This window comes from Chloroflexota bacterium (genome assembly GCA_035652535.1).
In the GTDB taxonomy this organism is placed as follows: Bacteria; Chloroflexota; UBA6077; order UBA6077; family SHYK01; genus DASRDP01.
The window spans coordinates 1-21,697 of sequence record DASRDP010000064.1; the positions used below are offsets into that span (position 1 = coordinate 1).

18 protein-coding genes are annotated in these 21,697 nt (G+C 66.4%); 5 read left to right on the plus strand and 13 right to left on the minus strand.

What is annotated here, in order from left to right; genetic code table 11:
* A partial coding sequence (locus VFC51_07070) for a hypothetical protein (protein ID HZT06776.1) occupies positions 1-300 on the plus strand: 300 nt, incomplete at its 5' end.
* Positions 301-594: 294 nt separating this feature from the next.
* Here VFC51_07070 and VFC51_07075 read toward each other — a convergent pair.
* The gene (locus VFC51_07075) at positions 595-1,674 is read right to left on the minus strand and encodes an LLM class flavin-dependent oxidoreductase (GenBank protein HZT06777.1); all 1,080 of its coding nucleotides are present in this window, start codon (positions 1,672-1,674) and stop codon (positions 595-597) included.
* A 186-nt stretch (positions 1,675-1,860) separates the two neighbouring features.
* Between VFC51_07075 and hpaB the strand changes: the two genes are divergently transcribed.
* Positions 1,861-3,330 (plus strand): 4-hydroxyphenylacetate 3-monooxygenase, oxygenase component, encoded by a 1,470-nt coding sequence (gene hpaB / locus VFC51_07080; GenBank protein ID HZT06778.1) that lies wholly within the window; start codon positions 1,861-1,863, stop codon positions 3,328-3,330.
* 53 nt (positions 3,331-3,383) lie between these two features.
* Here the strand turns inward: hpaB and VFC51_07085 are convergent, their stop codons facing one another.
* The 11 genes from VFC51_07085 to VFC51_07135 all read right to left on the minus strand — a co-directional run bounded on the left by VFC51_07085 (position 3,384) and on the right by VFC51_07135 (position 17,160).
* The gene (locus VFC51_07085; protein HZT06779.1) at positions 3,384-4,100 is read right to left on the minus strand and encodes a hypothetical protein; all 717 of its coding nucleotides are present in this window, start codon (positions 4,098-4,100) and stop codon (positions 3,384-3,386) included.
* Positions 4,101-4,143: 43 nt separating this feature from the next.
* Positions 4,144-5,325 carry a trypsin-like peptidase domain-containing protein gene (locus tag VFC51_07090; GenBank protein HZT06780.1) on the minus strand — a complete coding sequence of 394 codons (1,182 nt, stop codon included), beginning with the start codon at positions 5,323-5,325 and terminating at the stop codon, positions 4,144-4,146.
* 124 nt (positions 5,326-5,449) lie between these two features.
* Entirely contained in the window at positions 5,450-7,030 is a 1,581-nt protein-coding gene (locus VFC51_07095) for a C39 family peptidase (GenBank protein HZT06781.1), read from the minus strand.
* Between the two features lie 181 nt (positions 7,031-7,211).
* Entirely contained in the window at positions 7,212-8,684 is a 1,473-nt protein-coding gene (locus VFC51_07100; protein HZT06782.1) for an ATP-binding protein, read from the minus strand.
* 1 nt (position 8,685) lies between these two features.
* A complete protein-coding gene (locus VFC51_07105; protein HZT06783.1) occupies positions 8,686-9,372 on the minus strand; it encodes a response regulator transcription factor in 687 nt (228 codons plus the stop codon).
* Between the two features lie 3 nt (positions 9,373-9,375).
* Positions 9,376-10,638 (minus strand): ABC transporter permease, encoded by a 1,263-nt coding sequence (locus VFC51_07110; GenBank protein HZT06784.1) that lies wholly within the window; start codon positions 10,636-10,638, stop codon positions 9,376-9,378.
* Positions 10,635-11,366 carry an ABC transporter ATP-binding protein gene (locus VFC51_07115; protein ID HZT06785.1) on the minus strand — a complete coding sequence of 244 codons (732 nt, stop codon included), beginning with the start codon at positions 11,364-11,366 and terminating at the stop codon, positions 10,635-10,637. Before VFC51_07115 ends, VFC51_07110 begins: the two co-directional genes overlap by 4 nt.
* 178 nt (positions 11,367-11,544) lie before the next feature.
* The gene (locus tag VFC51_07120) at positions 11,545-14,274 is read right to left on the minus strand and encodes a biotin/lipoyl-binding protein (protein HZT06786.1); all 2,730 of its coding nucleotides are present in this window, start codon (positions 14,272-14,274) and stop codon (positions 11,545-11,547) included.
* 200 nt (positions 14,275-14,474) lie between these two features.
* Positions 14,475-14,984 carry a DUF3090 family protein gene (locus VFC51_07125; GenBank protein ID HZT06787.1) on the minus strand — a complete coding sequence of 170 codons (510 nt, stop codon included), beginning with the start codon at positions 14,982-14,984 and terminating at the stop codon, positions 14,475-14,477.
* A gap of 145 nt (positions 14,985-15,129) precedes the next feature.
* A complete protein-coding gene (locus VFC51_07130; GenBank protein ID HZT06788.1) occupies positions 15,130-16,125 on the minus strand; it encodes an ABC transporter permease in 996 nt (331 codons plus the stop codon).
* A gap of 66 nt (positions 16,126-16,191) precedes the next feature.
* Positions 16,192-17,160, minus strand: a complete 969-nt coding sequence (locus VFC51_07135; GenBank protein HZT06789.1) for an ABC transporter permease — start codon at positions 17,158-17,160, stop codon at positions 16,192-16,194.
* Positions 17,161-17,453: 293 nt separating this feature from the next.
* Between VFC51_07135 and glyA the strand changes: the two genes are divergently transcribed.
* From glyA to VFC51_07150, 3 genes are all read left to right on the plus strand, one after another.
* On the plus strand, positions 17,454-18,704 hold the full coding sequence (glyA, locus tag VFC51_07140; protein ID HZT06790.1) for a serine hydroxymethyltransferase: 1,251 nt from the start codon (positions 17,454-17,456) through the stop codon (positions 18,702-18,704).
* Between the two features lie 221 nt (positions 18,705-18,925).
* A complete protein-coding gene (locus VFC51_07145) occupies positions 18,926-19,156 on the plus strand; it encodes a hypothetical protein (GenBank protein HZT06791.1) in 231 nt (76 codons plus the stop codon).
* Between the two features lie 110 nt (positions 19,157-19,266).
* Positions 19,267-19,686: a DUF420 domain-containing protein gene (locus VFC51_07150; GenBank protein ID HZT06792.1), complete on the plus strand. Its 420-nt coding sequence runs from the start codon at positions 19,267-19,269 to the stop codon at positions 19,684-19,686.
* A 31-nt stretch (positions 19,687-19,717) separates the two neighbouring features.
* Here VFC51_07150 and VFC51_07155 read toward each other — a convergent pair whose 3' ends face one another.
* The gene (locus VFC51_07155; GenBank protein HZT06793.1) at positions 19,718-21,556 is read right to left on the minus strand and encodes a heme o synthase; all 1,839 of its coding nucleotides are present in this window, start codon (positions 21,554-21,556) and stop codon (positions 19,718-19,720) included.
* Positions 21,557-21,697: the final 141 nt, after the last annotated feature.

A 21,697-nucleotide genomic window follows, 5' to 3' on the forward strand; every position in this document is an offset into this window, starting at 1 on the left:
GTCTGGACGGGCACCGAGATGCTGATCTGGCCCGGCGGTGGCTCTGAGGGCATCGGCGGGGCCTATCGCCCGTACTGGCTTGCCGTCCGGAGCCCAACCCAGGCTTACGGCGTCGACGACTCGCCCCTGTTCGTCGCCCAGCCCGGGGAGCTGTATCGCGTCATCCAGTTCCAAGACGACTGGGCCCTGGTCCAAGCCGACGGGGATCCGCCGTCCCTCGAGGAATGGGTGGCCATCGACGACCGAGTCGAGCTTTCGACCCCATTTCCGCCGGACCCCGTTGACGACGTGCGACCGTGAGGTACGTTCTTGCTCAAGCGCCCGTTTGCTGCTGCCCGCTACATCGAAAGGAGACGCTATGTCCGCACACGGGACTCGATTTTCACAATGCTTGTCGGTCCCCCTCGCCGTGCTCATCGCGGTGACCTCGATATTCAGTGTCCTATTGTCGGGGGCGCCAGGGCTTGCGCGGGCGGAGGCGGAGATTCTTGACCAGCGAGTCGAAGCGGAAAACCACGTGGCTCGAACTGACGCCCCGCGGATTGGGCAGACTTTCACCGCCGGCGTTTCTCAGTAACGGTGACAATGCGGGGCTTACGCCGGAGCGACCGATCGAGCGGCGGCGCCGTCGCGGCCCGTAGCCGGCTCGTCTCCCCGGAATCTCGGCATGACCTCGGCCGCGAAAAGGCGCATCGCCTTCAAGACCTCGGCGTGCGGAATCCCACCGAAGTTGAAGGTCACGCTCAGGATGTCGAAGTCGTAGTTGCTCCGCGTGGCCTCGATCCCGCGGATGCACTCTTCGGGCGTGCCGTAGACGTTGCGGCCCTGGGCGCGCATCCCCTCCCAGTCATACGACGGCCGCGGCTGCCCGCTGCTGAAGACGCCAATGCGCGCCTCGATCTGCCGCTCGTCGTAGCGCTGGATCGCCCGCTCGGCGACCTGCTTCGCGTGGGCGCCGTCTTCCTCGATCCAGACGCGCACGTGGAGCTTGCAGAAGTGGGTCGCCGGGTCGTGGCCGCCCTCCGCCAGACCGGCCCGGTAGGCGGCGACCGACGGTCGCAGGCGCTCCGGTGGAAACGGGTGCGCGACGGTCATGATGTTGAAGCCGCGAAGCCCGGCCATCCGCAGCGATGATTCCGACGTGCCCGCGAGCCAGATGGGCGGGTGCGGCTTCTGGATCGGCCGTGGATACATGGCCGCGTCGGGCAGGCGCCAAAATCGTCCGTCGTGCTTGAACGAGTCCTTGGTCCACGCTTTCGTGATGATCTCCAGCGCCTCTTCGAACCGTTCTCGGCTCTCGTCGCGCGGCACGCCGTAGACCTCGAAGTCGCCGGGCGCATTCCCGATCCCGACGCCGAACTCGAGCCGCCCGCCCGAGACGACGTCGACCATGGCGTAGTCCTCGGCGATCTGGACCGGATGATGCAGCGGAAGGATCGAGATGGCGGACCCCAGGTGGATCCGCGAGGTGCGAGCGGCCGCGGCAGACATGATGAGCGCCGGGTTTGGGACGGGGCCGCCGTAGAGCACGAAATGATGCTCGGTGAACCAGTAGCACTCGAACCCCAGCTCCTCCGCGAGCTGGACCTGCTCCAGCACCTGACGAAAATACCCGTCGAACGGCGGGTCCTCGCCCGGGAAATAGGTCGGCAAGAGGTGCATGTGAAAGCGCATTCGTCCCCCAACAGATCTGTTGACGCGCTCGGAGAACAGGGGTCAGCGTGAACGGGTTGGCCCGCGCGTGCTGTGTTTCCTACCGCACACGCGCCCCTTCCTGCAAGGCGCCGGCCAATCGGCGAAAATAGCCGCGGCTGCTCATCGCGCGCGTTGGGCGACCAGCCAGACCGACGAGGAGAGAGCATGCCGGCGCGAAGCGGGAGCGAATACCTTCACGGCCTGCGCGACGAACGGGAGATCTGGTTCGAGGGCGAGCGCGTGGCGGACGTGACCACGCACCCGGTGCTTGGCCGCGCCGCCGCCACGCTGGCTCAGCTCTACGATCTCCAATGCGATCCATCTGCCAAGTCCGACTTCACCTATCCATCGCCGTCGACGGGAAACGCGGTCGGCCTGTCCTTCCTCCAGCCTCGGTCCGTTGACGACCTCGTTCGGCGCCGTGCGATGTTCAAGCGCTGGGCCGACTTTAGCGGCGGCATGCTCGGTCGAACGCCGGACTACCTCAACGCGATCCTGGCCGGCGCGGCCTCGTGCTCATCCTATTTCGGGCGGAATGGCGACGAATTTCGCGAGCGGATCGAGCGGTACTACCAGATGAGCCGGGAGCGCGACCTGTGCGCGACCCATGCGTTCGTGGATCCGCAGACGAATCGCGCGCGGACGCAGTCGCAGCAGGCGGATCCCGACGTTCCTCTCCACATCGTGGGTGAGAGCGCTCAGGGGCTGGTCGTGAGCGGGGCCCGGATGCTGGCCACCCTCGCGCCGTACGCCGACGAGCTGCACGTGTTCCCGTCGCCATCCCGAACGGACCCCAGCGACGCCGCCCGCTATGCCTTCGCCTTCGCGTGTCCGGTCGCCACGCCTGGCCTGAAATTCGTGTGTCGGGAGAGCTTCGACGTCGGCCGTTCCACGTCGGAGCACCCGCTCACGGCGCGGTACGAGGAGATGGACGCGGTCGTCATCTTCGACGAGGCCGTGATCCCGTGGGAGCGCGTGTTCCTCAAGGGCGACATCGCGCTGTGCAACCGGCTCTTTCGCGAGACGCCCATCTTCCTGCACGGCATCCATCAGTTCACGACGAAGAACCTGGCGAAGACCGAGTTCGTGCTCGGCGTGGCGAGCCTGGTCGCGGAAGCGATCGGGCGGACGGAGCTGCCCGCCTACCAGCAGCTCCTCGGCGAGATCGTCGACGCCACGCAGACGCTTCGGTCGTTCGTGCGCGCCGCGGAGGCGGACGCCGTGACCGATGAGAACGGCTTCGTCCACCCCAACCCGGACATCATGAACACGGCGCGCAACTACTACCCACGCGTCTATCCGCGACTGATCGAGATCCTCCAGCTTATCGGGTCCAGTGGTCTCATGGCTACGCCGACGGATCGCGAGGTGACGGCGCCGGACCTCATGGGGGACATCGACCGCTATTACCAGTCGGCGACGCTCAACGGCCGCGATCGCGTGCGGCTCTTTCGGCTCGCCTGGGACCTCGCCTGCAGCTCGTTTGCCGGTCGGCAGGTGCTGTACGAGCGGTTCTTTGCCGGGGACGTGTCGATGCTCCTGGCCGCCCGCTTCAACAGCTTCGATCGGGCGGCGATCGTCGCACGCGTTCGCGCCCTGCTCGAGCGGTCCTCACCGACCACCGCGGCCCGCTAAGCCGCGGGCCAGCTCGGCACGACCCGGACGGGCCCAGCGAAACAGCGCGAAGGCTACCGCGGTCCCAAGCCCATGCCCGGAATCGGTCGATCGATCGCCCGGCGAATCATGTCGTGGATGCGCGACCGGAACTGGTCCTCGAACGCCGACGCGAGCTGATCGGCGAGCGCGTCCGGATCGATCCCCTGGTTCTGTCCGATCTCAGCGATCGTTGCGCCGCCCTCGAGCTGCTGGCGAAGATCGTCGGGATCCATGTTGAGCACGTCCGCTACCGTCGCGAGCATCTCGCGCGGCCCCATACCGGGCCCGGTTCCCGCGCCATCGCCCTGGGCGGGCCCGCGCATGCGGCCAAATGCGCCACCCGCGCCGGGCCTGGGGCGAGGCCCACCGCCGCCCATGCGATCCTGCATGCGCTCGCGCATCGCCTGGAAGCGCTCCTCCATCATGGGCCGCATGTCGTCGTGGGTCTTCTGGAGGGCCGATGTGAGCGCGTCCTCGGAAACTCCGAGGTTCGCGGCGAGGTCCGAGAGGAACGCGTCGTGGAGCTCGCCCATGCCGGCGCCGTCCGGTGGCCCGCCCCACATATGAGCGCGCGGCCCTGGTTGGTCACCGCCCGGTGGACCGCCCCATGGATGATCGGATGGGACCGGCCGGTCGCCGCCGGGCGGTCCGCCGGGCTGAGCCCCGGCGATGCCCACCGCCGCGGCGCACAGGGCAAGTCCCGCGCCGACGATGGATACGGTGCGCAGTACCAACGGAAGAGACTTCATTTGATCCTCCTTTCCCTGATTGGTCGACGTGCTCGGGCGCTCGCTATCGAGCGCTCGCCTGGCTATTTTCCCACGTCCCCAGGGTAACGTCCGCGGTCTGGTTTTGCCCGCCGCGCACGTACGTCACGCGGATCGTGTCGCCGGGGTCCTTCTGGTCGATGAGCTGGGCGATGTCTTCAACACTCCGTACGGGATGCCCGTCGATCTCCGTAATGATGTCGGCGCCGGACGCGTCGCCACGGCCGCTGCCGAGCAACCCTGCCTGGGCGGCCGGCCCGCCGGGGGTGGTGTTGGCGAGCACCACGCCCTGCTGGACCGGCGTGTGGAGCTGCTCGGCCAGGGACGGGGTGAGGGCGCGGCCGGCGATTCCGAGCCAGGCGTGCTTTGGCTCGCGCCCCGCGAGGAGGTCGGGAAGATATCGCTTCAAGGTGTTCACCGGAATGGCGAATCCGATGCCGACGTTTCCCTGGGGCGAGGCCTCGATCTGCTCGTTGATCCCGATCACCTCCCCCTGGAGGTTCAGGAGCGGACCGCCCGAATTGCCGGGGTTGATGGCCGCGTCGGTCTGGATCATGTTGGTGATCAAGCGCTGCTCGATTCCCTGCCGCGTGCGCCCGAGCGAGCTGACGATGCCCAGGGATTCCGATCGCTCGAGCCCGAAGGGGTTGCCGATGGCGACGACCGTTTGCCCGACCTTGAGGCTGCCGGAGTCTCCCAGCCGAACGATCGTGAGCTGACGCAGCTTGTCCGCGGGCGCCTGGAGTCGCACGAGCGCGAGGTCATCGGCGACGTCGCTCGCGACCACCTCCCCGATATAGCTGGAGCCGTCCGCCAGGGTGATGTCGAGCCGCTGCGCGTTGCTGACGACGTGCTGGTTGGTCACGATGCTGCCCTGGTCGTCGATGATGAAGCCGGATCCTGTTCCTTGCTGCTGAATCGTCCGCCCGAATACGTCGCGCGATTGGGCGCTGATGGTGATGTTCACAACTCCCGCGCTGACCCGGTCGTAGACCTGGCTCGGCGCGTCGCCAGCGTCCGCCGACGGGGCGGTCCCTCCGTTGGACGGGGGCGTCGGGATCGCCGTCGGCCGGATCTCGGCCTGTGGTCGGGGACCCACGGCGATGGGCGGCGTGATAGACGTAAACGGCGCAGAGCCGAGCGAGTACACACCCGCGACGCCGATCACGATGCCGATGATCAAAGCAATGACGAGCTTCACGTACACCCCTTCACTCCTGGCGGACGCGCGGCTGGCGGACACCGTCCGACTCAGACCACGAGGATTCTAGGCGAAACGCGCCGAACGCAAGTGTGCGAACCGTAAACGGTATGTTAACGAACGTTCCCGGCTAGTCGTTTTCGGCTGGAATGACGCGAGCCATCGCGAACGTAATCGTCGCGGCCGTCGTTACCAGCGAGATGATGACGAGGAGCAGGGCGAGCCAGGGCATTGGCGGCGGTGGATCGGCAATGCCGGACGCCGGCCCCATTCCTCCGGTCGTCGGTCTGTGACTCGCGGGCGCCGCCCGGAGCGCAGGCGGGTCATCGCTCGATGGGGCTCCAATTCCCTGGACCACGGCCTGCCAGAAGATGGCCGCGCTCGGATCGATGGCGAACGCGTCGTCCGATCCGGGTAGCACTGCCGCGTTGACATCGGGATCGGGATACGTCAAATGGCGAATCGCGCTCGGGGAGAGGAGCGCTGCGCCGCTTGCATCCAGGGCGAAGGCCACCGCGTGCGCGGGGATGTCGGCGTCGGCCCAGGCGCGGAGGAGCGTCTCCGGTGGCATCAGCAGCGCGCGACCCGCTCCCTGGGCGTAGGCCGGATCGTTGTAGATGAACTGATCGCCTTTGACTCCGGTCAGCACGATGTAATGGTTCGTGCCGGGGTCGAGCCGTCCATTGCCCGGCAGGTCTGCATAGCGCGTGAGCGTGATGACGGGCTGACCCTGTTCCAGGGCGGCCCGTACGTCTTTGAGGGTCCACCGCTTCGAAATGCCGACGGGAACGAGGCCCGCGCGCTGCGCGACGGCCGCGATCGCGTACAAGGACGTGCCGTCGTCGGGGTTGCTGTCCCCCTGCAGGCGGTTGACCTCACCACGGATCGCGTCGGTCGGATAGCCCTTGAGGCCGAAGGCCTCGAAGACCATGCCCAAAGAGGCGGGACCGCAATTCGTGGGCGCGTACAGCGTTCCGTCGAACTGGCTGCGGTGCGGAACGCCGAGCCACAGGGTCGAGGAATCGAGCCATGCGGCCTCCGTCGATTGGGCGGGAACCCCCGCGTACCGAATGGGCGGTGGGAGGGGCAGGCCGTTGGCCCCGCGATCGCCGGTCGGGGTATCGCCGCCGTCCTCCGGCTGCACGGGGCCAGCCAGCTTCATCTTCGACGGAATGGCGGACATGATGGACACGTCGATCGACGGGGTGGGCTGGAACTGCGGCGTCAGCGCGATCCGTGCCAGCGCGGTGGCGGAGGCCTGCGCTCGGGCCTCCACGGCGGTCATGCGCGCTTCGGCTTCGATCTGCTGGGGCATGATCCAGGCGCCGATGTCCAGAGTGGGCGGCGGCTGGCCTGGCGCTATCGATACCGTCGGCGCGGGGGATGATGTCGGGCGTTGGGCGGTGACGTTGGCGATGACCGGCGAGCCTCGGACCAGCTCCGCGGTCGCTTCCGCGGCTCCGTAGAAGAACTGCGTTGCGACGGGCGCCCGCGTCGGCGTATTGCTGGGCACGGGTGTCGGAGGGAAGTAGGTCGCGGTCGGCGTGAACGTTGGCGGGGGCGGCGTCGGCGTAGAGGTCGGCCACGGCGTCGCCGTCGACGTTGGCACAACCGTGGACGCCCGCGCGGACGCGTGCGCCAGGACCCAGGCGACCAGCGCGATCGTCGAGACGAGGAGCAGCCTCGGTATCAGGTTCGTGGTATTCGCCATGATCCGAGCGTTCTGCCCCGGTGGATGGTACATCCGCAAGCCGGAAGAATACCCGCGTGCAGTCGACAACGTCAATGGCTGTCAGACAAATTGGTCACGACGCGTAACGCGCCAGCGGTGGATGGCGATCGAAACGACGGGACGTTGAAACGTTGGCCGAAGCACCCGGCACGAGGCGACGTCACATGCCCGCTGCGACGAGGTTCCGCGGGGCCGGTCGCGTGACGAGCGGGAGCGCCACCGTGAACGCGGTGCCGTCTTGCTCCGACGTTGCCAGCTCGATCCGTCCTCGGTGCGAGCGAACGATCTCCGACGCGATCGCGAGACCCAGCCCGGTCCCTTCCCCGTCGACGCTCCCGCGGAAGAACCGCTGGAAGATCCGATCGCGGTCTTCCTCGCGGATGAACGACCCGGTGTTGTGGATTCGGACGCACGCCATGCCGTCGCGGGCGAAAGTGGAGACGGATACGCGGCCGCCCGCGGGGCTGTGGGTGACCGCGTTGGCGATGATGTTGTCGAGCACCTGGTCGATTCTGTGCGGGTCTGCCGTGATGAACAGCGGCTCCGATGCCGTGTCGACGACGAGCTCTCGACCGTTCATGCGGAGCCGAACGCGCTTCAGCGCGCCGTCGACCAGCTCGGAGAGGTTCACGACCTCCGTCTCCATCTGGATCTGCCCGGACTCGATCTTCGAGAGGTACAGGAGGTCCTCCACCATCCGTTCCATGCGCGTGGCGTCCTCCTTGATGATTCGCGCCGCTTCGGCGATAGCATCTGGGTCGTGCGCCGTGCCGTCCAGAATTGCCTCGGAGAACCCCTCGACGCTGGTGAGCGGTGTTCGGAGCTCATGCGAGACGTCGGCCAGGAAGGCGCGCAGCGTTCGGTTGGACTTCGCCACCTGCTCGGCCATGAGGTTAAAGGCGGTCGCCAGTCGGGCGATCTCGTCGTGGCCGCGGGTGGGGATCCGCTGGTTGTAGTCGCCGCGCGCCATCGCCTCGGATGCCCGTGTGATGGTCGCAAGTGGCTTGGAGATGGACCGCGCGAGGAGCATCGCCACGGTCACCGATGCGACGAGGGAGATGAGCCCGGCGAGGCCGAGACGTCGGGCAACTTGCAGCCACTCCGCGCCGAGGCTCGCGACGGGGGCGGCGAGGGCGACGGAGTACTGCCGTGGCGGGAGCTGAGACGTCGTCTGCCGGCGCGTCCGCTCGAATCCCGAGAACGTCGGCGGCGCATTGACCGACACGATGGCGAGCGTGCCCTCGCCCGGTATGTCGGCCGTTCCCTGCATCACGGGGCTGAAGTAGTCGTTCGGCCTCGTTCCCTGGAAGTGCATGATCCGGCCTGCTAGCGTCCCGCCCGTGTCGTACAGGACGACGGAATTGTCCTGGCGCAAGAGCAGGATTCGGAAGTTCAGATCGTCTGCCTGGTCGTCGAGGAAGCTGCCAATCTCCTCTGGGGTGGAGCCCTGGACCTCGAGGATGCGGACCTGGACGGCCAGCGGAACGGCCAGAGTGGCCAGGCGATTCAGCGCCTGCTGGGTCTGATAGGGCTGGAGCAGGTAGGCGAAAGCCGACCCGGCGAGGGCAAGACAGAGCAGAATGACCGCGGCAAACGATATGACGAGCTGGGCTCTGAGCCCACGAGGAAACATGCTACGTCGTCACGAGCTTGTAGCCAACGCCCCATACCGTCTGGATTCGTACGCTCGATCCGGAGATCTTGTCCCGGAGCCCGGCGACGTGGACGTCGACCGTTCGTGTGTCGCCCACGTAGTCGTAACCCCAAACGAAATGGATGAGGCGCTCGCGGTCGAACACAACCCCCGGGTTGCGCGCGAGGGTGAGCAGGAGGTCAAACTCTTTGGGACGCAGATCGATGGGGCGGGAATTGATGCGCACTTCCCGCCCATCGGCGTCGATTTCCATACCGTCGAGGTGCACGAACCGGGAAGGGTTCTTCCCGCTCTGATACCGCCGGAGCACAGCCTTCGTTCGGGCGACGAGCTCCCGGGGGTTGAACGGCTTGGTGATGTAATCGTCGGCCCCCAGCTCGAGTCCGACGATCTTGTCCACGTCGTCGGTTCTCGCGGTCAGGATAATGATGGGGATGTCGCCTTCGGCGCGGAGCTTGCGGCAAACTTCCCATCCGTCCATGCCGGGCATCATCAGGTCGAGCACAACCAGGTCCGGGCGCGAGGTGTGGACGTGCTGGAGCGCGTCCTGGCCGTTGGTCGCGGTCTCCACCCGAAAGCCGTCTGAAGTGAGATAAAGCTTCGCAAGTTGGGTCACGTTGCGCTCGTCGTCGACGACGAGCACGGTCGCGTCGTTTATTGGTGCCATATGCTACTCGTACCGCAGCGCGTCGATGGGGTTGAGCCGGGACGCGCGCATTGCAGGATAGATACCGAAAAAGAGGCCGACGGTCGCGGACACCGTGAATGCCAGCAGCACGGCATCCGGCGCCACAACGCTCGGTATCGACTGCCCCCCGAGCTGCAGCTCGGAGATGAGCCGCGAGAGTCCGGTGCCCATAAGTATGCCAATGATCCCGCCCGCCGCGCTCACGACGACCGCCTCGACGAGGAATTGCGAGAGGATGTCGCGTCGCTTCGCTCCGACTGCCTTGCGAATCCCGATCTCGCGGGTCCTCTCCGTTACTGATACCAACATGATGTTCATAATTCCAATGCCGCCGACGACGAGCGAGATCCCGGCGATGGCCCCGAGGAAGGCGGTAAACAACCCGGTGACCTGGCTGATGGTCGCCAAGAAATCGAGCTGGGAGCTGATGACGAAATCGTCTTGAGCCACGCGGTGCCGGGTGCGCAACAGGTCGCCGACGGCCTGGATCAGGGGGTTGACCGCGTCTTCATCGACCGCCTGGATCGTGATTGTCGTCACCATGTCCGCGGCCCGCGGCGTGCGAGCCGGCTGGAGTCGCGCGCTGACCGTCGTGAGGGGAACGAAGGCCTGGTCGTCGAGATTCTGGAACGCGCCACCGCCCTTGCTCTGCATCACGCCGATGACCTTCATGATGCTGCCGGAGCGGCCGAACACGCTCACGCGGACGTTCTGGCCCACGGGGTCCTGATCGCCGAACAGGTTGGTCGCGACGCTGGCCCCGAGCACGATCACGCGGGAGCGGGCATCCAGGTTTTGCTGTGCGATGAAGTCGCCCTCTGCGGTGTGGAAATTTCGCACGTCCTGGTACTCGGGGGTAACGCCGACGATGCGCGTCTGGAGATTCTGCCCTCCGTAGATGAGCTGCGCCCCGCCCACGGCGCGCTCGGGCGCGACGCCGGCGGCCAGGTTCCCCAGGAAGCTATCCGCGATAGCCTTCGCATCGTCGTAGCTGAGCGTCTGGGCGTTTCCCGCCGCCGTCCGGACGTTGCTCTGCTGCCGCTGTGCGCCAGGTGACACAAAGATGAGGTTCGTGCCGAGACTCTGGACCTGCTCGGTTATCTGCTGCTGGGCGCCGCGCCCGATGGACATCAAGGTGATCACGGCGGCGACGCCGATAATCACGCCCAGCATCGTGAGGACGCCGCGGAGCTTGTTGGCCATCAAAGCCCGGAGCGCGACCCGCAGCGCTTCGACGGCGTTCATCGGTCCCCATCCTCCGCCGGCAGATGCGCGAGGACGTCGGCCGCGCGAATCGGGCGCTCCACTGTGTGGTCTTCCTGCACTCGACCGTCCCGAATGTGGACGACGCGGTCGCCGTGGTTGCCGACGTCTGGCTCATGGGTCACCAGGACGATGGTGATGCCGCGCTCGCGATTGAGACTCTGAAACAGGGCAAGGATCTCCTCGCTGCTGCGCGTATCCAGATTGCCCGTGGGCTCGTCGGCGAGAATGATGGCCGGTTCCGTGACCAGTGAGCGCGCGATGGCGACGCGCTGCTGCTGGCCTCCGCTCATCTCGCTCGGTTTGTGGTTGAGCCGATGGCCCAGCCCGACGGCCTCGAGCGCGGCGATGGCGCGCTCTCGCTTGTTCTTCGCGCCGGCGTAGAGCAGCGGGAGCTGGACCTGCTCGACCGCCGGCACGCGCGGAAGCAGGTTGAACATCTGGAAGACGAACCCGATGCGGCGATTCCGCACCTCCGCCAGGGCGTCGTCGCCCAATTGGCTGGTCTCGATCCCATCCAGCTCATAGGTGCCGCTCGTCGGCTGGTCGAGACAGCCGATGACGTTCATGAGGGTCGACTTCCCCGATCCCGACGGTCCCATAATAGCGACGAACTCGCCGCGGCGCACGTCGAGGTCAACGCCGCGCAGGGCGTGGACAGTCGTTTCTCCCAGCTCGTAGACCTTCGTGATCCCGCGAATGCGAATCACGGGCGGCTCGACAGCAATGGGCTGGGATGCTGGTTTCGGGTCCCCTGTCTCAGGCCGAAGCCCGCGGGAATCGGCCGGCGACTGCGCCGGGGTCGTGACGGAGCGTTCTGCAGCCGTCGTCTCGAGGTCCCGCTCGGTCGTGAGCCGGATTCCGGCGAGGACGTCGACCGCAGTCATGTCAAAAGCCCCCAGGCCTCGCAACGGGCCCGGGGCCAAAGGTGGTAATTCCCGCGCCTCCCGGTCGGGCGCCGGGGACGGCCGCGCGCGCCGCCGTGGTGGGCAGAACCACCACGTCTCCCTCTTCGAGCCCGGAGACCACCTCGGTGTTCGTATCGTTGGAGATCCCGATCTGCACGGTGCGCGCTTCGATACCGTTCGGTGTTTGGACCTGGACCTGACGCTGCTGAACGCGGGTCCGCGCCTCTGTCGGCTGGCCGCTCTGGCCCTGCGGGCGTTGAGCCTGCCCCGGGGGGCGCTGCGCCTGACCGCCCGTAGCAGCGCCGCCCTGCGCCTGACCGCCCGTGGCAGCGCCGCCCTGGGCCCGCACGGGGGACAGGGCGCGGTTCGGGACCATCAGCACGCCGTCCCGCTCGGCCGTCACGATTTCCGCGCTGGCCGTCATTCCCTGGCGCACGCCCTGAGCGTTCTGGAGCTGGATCGTCACCTGGTACCCAACCACGCCCTGCGTTGTCGTGCTGGCCGGCGAGACCGCCGTGACCGTGCCGGGGAACCGGCGGCCCGGCAGGCCGTCGAAGGTCACGTTCGCCTTCTGCCCGACTTCAACCTGGGAGATGTCGGACTCATCGACCTGCGCGTACACCACGAGGCTGGCGGGATTGATGATGGTGATTCCGTTGCCCCCGTTCGATCCGCCGGTGCCCGTTCCGCCGCCCGTGACGCCGCTCAGGCTGTTTTCGTCGACCGCGATGTTCACCGTGCCGATCACGCCGTCATAGGGAGCAACGATCGTCGCGTCGCTGAGGTTCGTGAGTGCATTCTGGAGGCTCGTTTGGGCCTGGGCGAGCGCCGCCCGCGCAGCGGCGATGTCGGATGGCAGGTACGGCGTCTGCTTCTCGGAAAGGGTTGCCTGCGCGGCCCGAACCGCCTGGCGCTGGGCCTCGAGGTCTGTGTCTGTCGAGGGCTGAAGTTTGAGCTGAAGCGCTGCCTGGGCAGCCAGGACCGCCTGCTGCTGTGCCTCGATGTCGGCGTCCGTGTATGGATAGACCTTGAGGGTCAGATTGTTCTGCGCTTCGCGCAAGGCGGCCTGCGCGGCCACCAGATCCGCGTCCTGCGGACCGGCGAGGAGTTGGTCCAGCTTCGCCTGCGCCGAGCGCACGGCCGCGTCGGCCGCGTCGACGGCGGTCTGCGCGCTCACCAGGTCGACATTCTTCGGTCCACTGGTGATCTGGCTCAGATTCTGAACCGCCGCGTCATAGCTTGCCTGTGCCGCCGCCACCGCGCTACGCGCGGATTCGACGTCGGTGGCGAGCGGTGTGACGAGGCTCTGGAGGCGTGATTGGGCGCTGGCGAGATTCGCCCGAGCCTGGTCGACCGCGGACTGGTCGCTCTGCTGGTTGGCTCCGATGGTCTGCCGAAGCTGGTCGAGGGTACGCTGGGCGCTCACGAGCTGGGTCTGAGCAACGTCGACGGCGCCGCGCGCCGCGTCGACGTCGGACGCCGACGGCCCAGCCTGGAGCTGCGTGAGCTTCGCCTGAGCGCTGTTCAGCGTTGCCTGGGCTGCCGTCACCGCGTCTGCGTCGGCCTGCCGTTGAGCTTGGGGCACAGTGCCGATCTGTTGATCCTGATCGCGCTTCGCAGTCGCGGTATACAGCGCGACCTGCGCCTGGGCGACGGCCGCTTGCGCAGCGGTGAGGTCCGCCTGGCTCGCGCCGGCCTCGACTTGCTGGAGCTTGGCCTGCGCAGAGGCGAGATTGTTCTGCGCCTGCTGGTACGCGCTCTGCGCGTTCAGAAGCTGGACCGCCGTCCCGCCCGCATTGTTGGCTTGCTGCTTCGAGAGCGCGCTCTGGAGGGCGGCTTGCGCGCTCTGGACGTCGCTCTGGGCGGCGGCGACGTCCTCGGACTTTGGATTGACGAGATCGGCGAGCTTGGTCTGGGCGCTGGAGAGGTTCGCCTGCGCAGTCTGCACCGCGCTCTGCGCCTGGGCAAGCTGCGCGGGGTAGCTGGTGGTGAGGTCATTGAGCTTCGCGCGGGCGCTCGCAGCGTTGGCCTTGGCGCTATCGAGCGCGGTCTGCGCCGCGACCAGGTCGGCGTCCTGCGGCGGTCCGACGAGCTGGTCCAGCTTGGCCTGAGCCGCGTCGACAGCGGCGCGCGCCGAGTCCACATCCTCCGGGCGACTGCCGGCCTGCATCACCTGAAGCTTCGCCTGAGCGGCCTGGAGCTGGGCCTGGGCGGAGGCGATATCCTCCGGTCGGGACTGCTGCATGCCGGCCAGCTTGGCCTGCGCGCTGGCGAGCTCGGCCTGCGCGATGATGACGTCCTCGGGGCGAGGACCGGCCAGCTCTTGATCCAGCTTCGCTTGCGCCGAGTCCACCTGCGCCTGGGATTGTTGGACGGCGAGATCGAGCTGCGTCGTGTCCAGCCGCGCGAGCACCTGGCCGGCCTTAACCTGATCGCCAACCGCAACGTTGACTTCCTTGACCGTTCCGTCGGCTTTGAAGGTGAGTCGGCTGCTCTGGGTGGCTGCTACGTTTCCCGTGGCGTTGACGGTTGCGGTAATCGTGCCGCGAGAGACGGTCGCGGTTTGTTGCGCCACGGGCGGCGGCGGTGCGCTGATGCGCCGGTATAAGAGGACGCCGCCACCACCGATGATGATCGCGGACACCAGAAGCGTAAGCAGCGTTCCTACCGGTGGCAACCGATGTCTGCGTAACTGGCCAGCGATTTCCATATCATCTACTCCGTCACGCAGATCGGCTCGGCCGTGGACGGACTTCGCACGGGTCAGCAGCCACAGCCTGTCCGATCTCGCGTGTGGCACTGCTCCCGATTCAGTGTAGTGGCCGGGCGTGATGTGGATCTTACTGAAGTGTTAAGGATCTGCAAGATCCGGTGTTTGCCGCGGGGAGCGGCCCAACGCGCGCGAACTCGCTAGTGGACGTGTCCGTTCGCCGCCGGGCACACGTGCTTCCCTTCTATCGGGGCTCCACAGAGCGGGCAGCGCGGGCGGCCGGCCGCTACGATCTCCGCGATCTTGGCGCTGAGGGCTCGTACCTGCGGGCGAGAGGCGCTCCACTGGTAACGCAGCGGGCCCGGTCCCGACTCTTCCAGCTCGTCCGCGGTGAAGACGAGCCGTCGGTTGCGCTCATCGTAGCCCACTGCGAGACGGCCTGCCCGAAAGTCGATCGACGGCCGCCCCGGGAACCGGCTGGCGAGGGTGAGGGTGGTGCGGGCTTCTTCCATCCCGCGGCCGGTCGCGCCCGCGACCTGCTGGTCGATGATGACGGCCAGCGCTTCGAGCTGTTCTTTCTCGACCCACAGCGAGAGGGTTGTGTCCCCATGTTCGGCGAGGAGGCGAAACGTCCGATGGCCGGGCGCGCCGATCGCTTCCGCGTCGATCTCGTCCACTTCTCCCAGGTCACGCACGCGTGGCTCGGTCACGGATCTCCCCAAAACCGGATTGGTGAAAATGACATGGAGTCGCGGTGCGAGTGAAGGATAGCACGGTTGCCTGGAGAAGGCCGAGGCCGCGGTCCCGCCTTGGGGATCGCGGCCTCGGCCACCCCGCGTCGCACCTGGTGAAATGTTACCGTCGAGTCATCCGGGGGTCGAACGCGTCGCGGAGACCGTCACCGATCATATTGAAGCTGAACAGCGTGAGGAAGATGCAGATTCCTGGGAAGAAGACGAGCCACGGTGCGCTGAAGAAGTACTGCTGGGCGTTCGAGAGCATGTTGCCCCAGCTGGGCATAGGGGGCTGAATGCCAAGTCCCAGATACGAGAGGCTCGTCTCCGCGCGAATCGCGCCGCCCGCGCCGAGGGTTACTGATACAAACAGCGGAGACAGCGAGTTGGGAATGATGTGGCGGAAGATCAGTCGCGACCAATTCGCTCCCACAGCGCGCGCAGCCTCGCTGAAGAGCTGCTGCTTCAGCGTGAGCGTCATGGCTCTCGTGATGCGGGAGCTGCGTAACATGCTGAGCACGGTGAGGATCACGCACATGGTCCAGAAACCAGGCGGGAGGATCTTCGAGATCACCATGAGAATGGGCAGCTCTGGAAGCGCCTGATTGACGTCGTTGATACGCATCAGGATGTTGTCCCACACGCTTCCAAAGTACCCGGCCACGGCGCCGAAGGTTGCGCCGATCACGACCGCCGTGATCGACACGAAAAAGCCGATGCCGAGCGAGACGCGACCGCCGAACATCGCGCGGGTCATGGTGTCGCGGCCGAGATCGTCGGTTCCAAGCGGGTGACCGAACTTCAGGGCACGCTCGGGCGTTTGGGCGCTTATCGCGTCGAAGTTGTAGAGGGCCGGAGCGCCGCCGCCGGCGGGCAACATGACGAAGCTCGGCTTGCTGAACCGTTCCCGGAGGTTGACCTGGTCCGGCGCGTACGGCGTGACCAAAGGACCCAGATAGGAGAAGATCGTGATACCCGCCACAATACAGAGCCCGATGACAGCCATCCGGTGACGGATGAACCGCCGGAAGATGAGCATCTTCAGGCTAACGATCTTGACTTCCCGCTCTTCAATTCGTGGAAGTACCCGAGTCCCGGCGGTTATCTCTCTCGCCATCTCAGCTTCCTTTCTCTCCCCGCGTCAGGTGTCGCGACTGTCGGGCAGCCGCTTGTCGCCGCGCCGTCAGTCGTACCGGATTCGAGGATCGACGACTCCGTACAAGATGTCCGCGATCAAGTTCCCCCAGAGCACCATGAACGCCAGCACCATGAGGATCGCCATCGAGACCACGAAATCGTTGCCCATGACCGAGTCGAAGAGCAGCTTGCCCATACCCGGATAGCTGAACACCGTTTCCGTGATGGTCGCACCCGCGAAGAACCGCGCGAAGGATGAGCCGATGACCGTGATCAATGGAAGCAGTGAGTTCTTCAGTGCATGCTTGATCACGACCGACTGCTCGGTCAACCCCTTGGCGCGGGCCGTGCGCAGATAATCGAGCTGGAGCACGTCCAGCAAACTGTTTCGCGTGTACCGGGTCCACGACGCCATCTCTGTCAACGAGGTCACGATCATCGGCATGATGAGGTATTTCCCGCGGTCCGTGACCTGATTCCAGAATCCGGGCTGCACGTCGCTGCTCATGATGCCGCCCGGAGGTAACCAGTGGAGGTTGACGCTGAAGAGCACAATGAGCATAAGGCCCATCCAGAAGCCGGGCACAGAGAACCCGAAGAAGGCGAACGCCATCCCTGCGTAGTCGACGAACGAGTATTGCTTCACGGCGGAGACAACGCCCAGAATCAGCGCGACGACGAGCGCCAGGATTAGCGCCGAGACCGACAGAATCAGCGTGTTGACGAGGCGGGGCCCGACGAGCTGCTGGACCGGGATTTTGTACTGGCGCGAGTAGCCCAGCTGCCCCTGAACAACCTGTCCGGCCCACTTGAAGTACCGAATGTAGATCGGGTCGTCCAGCCCGTAAATCTGCCGGAGCCGCATGTAGTCTTCGTAGGTGAAGTCGGGGTTGTCCTCGAGCATCTGGTCGAGAGGATCGCCCGGCATGGACGTCAGCAGCGCGAACACCAGCACAGAGATGAGGATGAGGATCGGGATCATCTGGACGACGCGATTGATGATGTACTTCAGCACACGCCCCTCCTCAGCGCTCACGCCATTGCAGACGAGCTACCGGCGCACACATTCGACAGCCCGCCACGCGGTAGGGCATGAGCCCGCGCTGGTGGATGCATCGTACATAGGGTGCGATGCAAAACACAAATCAGTTTTTCTCGGAATCCCTATAAGGGAAACCTTATGGTTTGATAAAAGGTGGGAAGGTTCGCCCTCGTATACTGTCGGGTGGGTGCTTCCGAAATCATGGGGCATTTCTACAGGAGGGTGGGTTGGCATCGACCCGGAGCGCAGTACGCACTGACGGCACCCTGGCGGAGGTGGACCCAGAGCTCGCCGCGATCCTCCGTGACGAGGAGGAGCGGCAGCGAAATACGCTGGCGCTGATCGCGAGTGAGAACTACGCGTCGGTGGCGGTGCGCCAGGCCGCGGGCTCGATCCTCACCAATAAGTATTCCGAAGGCTATCCCGGCAAGCGCTACTACGCGGGCAATCACTGGATCGACGCCGCCGAGGCGCTGGCCATCGAGCGCGCCAAACAGCTCTTTGGCGCAGAGCACGCCAACGTCCAGCCGCACGCCGGCTCCCAGGCCAACATGGCCGCGTATTTTGCGACCCTCAATATGGGGGACACGGTCCTCGCCATGGAGCTGGCGCAGGGTGGCCACCTCACCCACGGCGCCGGCTTCAACTTCTCCGGCAAGCTCTACCGATTCGTCCACTACGGGGTCCGCCGCGATACGGAGACTCTCGACTACGACGAGATCGAGGCGATCGCGCGCCGCGAGCAGCCGAAGCTGATCGTGGCAGGGGCGACCGCGTATCCGCGCATTATCGATTTCGCTCGCTTCCGCCAGATCGCGGACGCTGTCGGCGCGCGTCTCATGGTGGACATGGCGCACATCGCCGGGCTCGTGGCAGCGGGCATGCATCCCAGTCCTGTGCCCTACGCCGATGTTGTAACCTTCACGACCCACAAGACACTGCGCGGCCCCCGCGGGGGCGCCATTCTGTGTCGCCAGGAGCTTGCCCGGAAGGTCGACACCGCGGTCTTTCCGGGCCTCCAGGGCGGCCCGCTGGACCACGCGGTCGCCGCCAAGGCGGTCGCCTTTCGCGAAGCGCTCCAGCCCGAGTACCGTACCTACCAGGCCCAGGTCGTCGCCAACTGTCGTGCCCTCGCGGACGGAATGGCGCGTCAGGGGGCTCGAATCGTTTCGGGCGGCACGGACAATCATCTCTTTCTCCTGGACCTCACGCCGCTGGGTCTCGACGGACAACAGGGGTCCGATCGAGCAGAGGCGGCGGGCCTCATCGTGAACAAGAACTTGATTCCGTTCGATCCCCTGCCCTCTACGCGCGCGAGCGGACTCCGCATCGGGACCGCGTGCGCGACGACCCGAGGACTCGGTGAATCGGAGATGGACACGGCCGCCGGTTTCCTCTACCGCGCGCTCACGGCTTCCGACGACGATACGCTCCGAGCCATTTCAGCGGAAGTGCGCGCGCTGCTCGACGACTTCCCGGCTCCGTTCCTGCAGCCCCTGGAGCCGGTCGGCGCCTGACCCGTCGCTCAAGTCCCGCGGCGCAGCCGGGATCTGCGACAGCCGTCCTGTGATTGACGCGTGACCCGTCTTTGTCGTGCGGAGAATTCGTTGTGACCCCGGGACTGGTACACCCATGGCACTGCGGATTGCGCCACAAGCCCCGATTCTCCATCGCCTGAACGCGGTGCGGATCGATCTCGCGCCAGCGCCCGCACCTTACCGACAAACGGGGGGAACCGGTGTTTACGCGTCGCGCGCCGGCCATCGACGAAAAGCGGATCATCGACTTTGTCGCCCAGCACGAAACGTTGAGCGAGACGTCCCTCTCCCTCGCCTATAAGCTGGGCGTGGATGCGCGCGTGGCTCGGCGGACCCTGGATGAGCTCGTTAAGGCGGGCGCTCTTCACTGCAGGACCTTCGAGGATATCGAGCCCGTCTACTACCGGAATCCAGGACGCCGCGCGAGCTGACGTTCTCCGACCGCTGATAGAATCGGTCGCGAGGCGTCGCATCGCACGGCGTACCGCCTTGCTGCCGGTCGCATCGAGAAATCCTCGGCGGCGGCCCTCCTGGAGATTCCGTGCCCTCGTGGCTTCCCGCGGCGAACACCGCGCTCATCGTCATCAGCGGGCTCTGCCTCGCCGTCGGCTACGCGTTCGTTCGGCGCCGCAACATTCGCGCGCACCATCGGAGCATGATCACCGCGGCTGTGTTCGCTGCCCTCTTCGTCGTCGTCTACGTCGTGCGCGCCGCGATCGGCGGTCCGAAGCCTTTCCTCGGTCCGCCGCTGTGGCACGCCGTCTACATCGCGATTCTCGTTCCCCACACGCTGCTCGCGATCGCGGTGGCGCCGCTTGCGTTCGTCACGCTCCGCCGTGCGCTTCGGGGCGATGTGCCCGCGCATCGGCGCATCGCTCGCGTCACGCTTCCCGTCTGGGGCTTTGTAGCCCTGAGCGGCTGGGTCGTGTACGTGCTGCTCTACGTGGTGGAGTGGCGTTAGCGCGGTCGGCGACGCGGGGGTCCGTCTCCTGCTAGAGCAACCGGTCGACGATCATCACGCTGAAAAGCGCTGGCAGGTACAGCAGCGAATAGCGAAAGAGGCGCCGAGCGGCGACGTCCGACGCCTGGCGCGACAGTTGGACCGCGAGCGCGACGAACAGGCCGCCGAGAACAATTGCGCCCGCCAGGTAGATCGGTCCGAGCAGCCCGAATGCGACGACGCTGACGGTGAGAAGCGCAAGCAGCGCCGTGTAGAGCAGGATCTGGCGACGTGTCTCCGCGTCGCCGCGGACGACGGGCAGCATCGGAACACCAGCCTCCGCGTAGTCGCGCTTGATCAGAAGGGCGAGAGCCCAGAAGTGCGGCGGCGTCCAAAAGAAAATGATGGCGAAGAGGTAGATCGCCAGGAGGCTCACGTTCCCGGTGACGGCCGCCCACCCGACCACCGGTGGCACCGCGCCTGCGGCCCCGCCGATGACGATATTGTGCACCGTGGAGCGCTTGAGCCACCGGGTATACACGAGCACGTAGAAGCCGAACGCCGCGATGGTGAGCGACGCGGCCAGGAGATTCACCCCCACCGCCAGGATCCCAAACGACATCGCGGCCAGCCCGACGCCGAAGCGCAACGCCGCGGGCGGGTCGACCCGGCCGGCCGGGATCGCGCGCGAAGAGGTCCGTTTCATAACGGCGTCGATATCGCGATCGATACAGCAGTTCACGGCGTTCGCGGCGCCGGCGCCGAATGCGCCGCCCAGCATCGTCAGCAACACGGTGTGCAGCGGGGGAAGACCGTTCGCGGCGAGGATCATCGCGGCCAGGGTCGTGGCGAGAAGGAGCACGATGATACGAGGCTTCGTGAGGTTGAGGTAGGCGGCGAAGGTTGATCGGCGCGACGAGGCGTGGTCCGTAGGCGCCCGATGAGCGCCCGCGCGTCCGTCCGGCGCGACGCCATGAGCCGAAATCCGGTAGCTGATGACGGCAAGCGCGACAACCGACAGCCAGAGCCCCGCGGCCCCCGCCACGTGGAGAACCTGGGCGACGGGTGGCACGCCGGTCGAGACCATCGTCGCGCCGATCGCGATCTGGGTCACGAGCCATGCCACGACGACGCCGGCTGTCCACGAGATGGCGCGGTGGTGAGGCAGCATCCGCCAGGCGCGGGCTGCCACGACGATCAGATGGGCCGAGACCGCGTAAGCCAAAAAGCGGTGGACGAGCTGGATGTCCGTGGCGGGGTTCGCGCCAAAGGGAAGGAGCGCTCCGTTGCACGTGGGGAAACCTAGGCATCCCCACGTGGCTCCGCTGGCCCGGACGTACCCGCCTGCGAGGATCAGGGCGTACACGGCGATGACGCCGGAGGTCGCCAGTCGGCGGAATCGGCCGAGCGTGGCGGACCCATCGTCCTGCGCCTCAACCGTCGTGGGGTCGGCCTGCACGGGCGTGGCGCGGACGGCGACGGCGACGAGCGCGCCCAGAAGCGCCATGGCGAGTCCCAGGTGCGCCATCACGACGAGTGGGGGAAGCTCCATCATGACAGTTACCGCGCCAAGGGCGATCTGCGCCGCCAACAGCAAGCCGATAGCGATACCGGCTGCCGCGACGCGTCCCGCGAAGCCCGATGCCCTGAGCCAGAGCACGATCGACGCGACGATGAAGCACGATGTGATCGCCCCCAGCACTCGATGGCTGTATTCGATCACCGACGGGATGTGCCCCGGCGGAACGACCTGGCCGTAGCAGAGGGGCCAATCGGGACATCCCAAGCCCGACCCACTGGCGCGAACGACGGCCCCCATCACGATGAGAAGGTAGGTCGACAGGACCGCCAGATAGGCGACCGTGCGAAATGCGGCCGACGTCCCCTTCATGAGCGCATTCCTGTGGAGCGGGATGGCCTGCAGCGTCGCGTCACGATTCGCGGGCGCCGCCGGTGCACGGCGGCCGAGGGATGCGCACTCCGATCCTCCGGGGACGATGGTCCTGGTTCATGCGTCATCGAGGGGAGAGGT